The organism is bacterium, from assembly GCA_024226335.1.
Lineage (GTDB): Bacteria > Myxococcota_A > UBA9160 > SZUA-336 > SZUA-336 > JAAELY01.
On record JAAELY010000219.1, the window covers coordinates 1 to 1,066 of the forward strand.

Annotated in this window: 2 protein-coding genes; both read left to right on the top strand. The window is 64.4% G+C overall.

The annotated features are described in order from the left end of the window. Window positions 1-136: ATP synthase F0 subunit C (locus GY725_10750; protein ID MCP4004664.1), on the top strand; the 136-nt coding region annotated here is incomplete at its 5' end. 306 nt (window positions 137-442) lie between these two features. Next, window positions 443-1,045: a dTMP kinase gene (gene tmk, locus GY725_10755; GenBank protein ID MCP4004665.1), complete on the top strand. Its 603-nt coding sequence runs from the start codon at window positions 443-445 to the stop codon at window positions 1,043-1,045. Window positions 1,046-1,066: the final 21 nt, after the last annotated feature.

Genomic DNA, 1,066 nt, shown 5'->3' on the forward strand with positions numbered 1-1,066 from the left:
AGCCGTGCAGGGCATCGCCCGCAACCCCGGAGCCGCCGGTCAGATCCAGACCCCGATGATCATCGCGCTGGCGCTGATCGAGTCGATCTCCCTGTACGCCTTCGTCATCGGGATCCTGCTCACCAACGCGCTCTAGTCGCACCGCATCGTTTCTCGAGTACGGGCGGCGCGTTCACACGCACCGCCCGTGCCGTTCACATGGCTGCCTGCGCTCGCCGTAGCGCGGGCCCGGGGACGGCACGCGCCTTGCTCTTTCCAAGTGTGGATCGAACGAGATTCCCCTAACGGGACCGGGAACTCGCCAGATCCACACCGGATGGGGACTGGGGAATGGCGTGCGATTAACGGGGTGAGGCGTGCGCCTGCCCCATCCGGTGCTTCGGTGGCGTTGCAGATCCGCACACCCGAGTCGCGCCGCGGGTTTTGCTAGAGTCGCGCGTTCGTGGCGAAGACTCCCCAAAGATCCGGACGCTTCATTGTGCTGGAAGGCATCGACGGCGCGGGCAAGACCGAGCAATCCCGACGCCTGGCCGAGTGGCTCGGCGAGCGCGGGCACTCGGTCGTGGAAACACGCGAGCCGACCGACGGTCCCTGGGGCCGACGCTATCGCGCCTGGGCGCGCGGCGACTTCGAGGCCGCACCGACCGAAGTCTTGAACTTCTTCGTCGAGGATCGTCGGGAGCACATCGAGGCAGTCATCGAACCCGCCCTCGAAAAAGGCGAGATCGTGATCTGCGATCGCTACATCCACTCGACCCTCGCCTACCAGGCCGCAGCCGGACTCGATCGCCAGATGCTCGCCGAAATGTTCAACGACGGCAGCTTTCCCAAACCCGATCTGATCCTATGGCTACGCCTACCCGTATTGCTCGCCATGGAACGCATGGGACAAGCCGCAACCGAACGCTTCGAACACAGCGAATTCCTGGATCGCGTCGACGAAGAGTACGCACGCCTGGAAGGCCTGCAGGTAGTCGACGCAAGCCGCGAGATCGAGCAGGTACAGAGAGGCGTACGCGAGTGCGTCGAGCGCTTGTTGGGTTAGTAGTTAAGCACCCCTGCCAGC